Genomic DNA, 509 nt, shown 5'->3' on the forward strand with positions numbered 1-509 from the left:
CTAAAATTCTTATAATTCTCCGGCGGGAGACATGAAGGTGATAGATTTTCAATACGTTAGGTTGATTTTTGTACGGATTTACTGAATGCAGGCGGATCTTTCCTGCATCAACTACCGTAACGCATTCGTGCTATCTCTCCGGCATTCGAAACCAGCACTGCCAATCGAGTTGCGCCAAGCGCACGGCTGAATACCATCCGGGCACCACACAGTAGGCAACTGTAAGGATCTGTCCTCAGTAATCTCTGACTCAACGAACTGTGGGTGATCGCCGGTACTTTTACCTCTTCGTCCTGGCCCAACGCCTTTTTTACCAAAGGAAGTTGTTTGCTCACCACACGGTTAGCCAAAAAGCCGAAGTAGCGGATCATGCGGAAGTGTTTCTCAGGTATATGTTTTATCAGCCTTAATATCAGCTCATGCTGACTTAACTTCAGACTTTCATGTTGCCCGGTACGGTGATCAAGAAAACGCAGCGTGATCCGGCTTTCGCCATCGTAATGGGCCAG

1 protein-coding gene is annotated in these 509 nt (G+C 47.7%); it reads right to left on the minus strand.

What is annotated here, in order from left to right; genetic code table 11:
• Positions 1 to 107: 107 nt before the first annotated feature.
• A partial coding sequence (locus DVK06_RS19925) for a transposase (protein ID WP_199718778.1) occupies positions 108 to 509 on the minus strand: 402 nt, incomplete at its 5' end.

It is taken from the genome of Halorubrum sp. Atlit-28R (assembly GCF_003665955.1).
Lineage (GTDB): Archaea > Halobacteriota > Halobacteria > Halobacteriales > Haloferacaceae > Halorubrum > Halorubrum tropicale.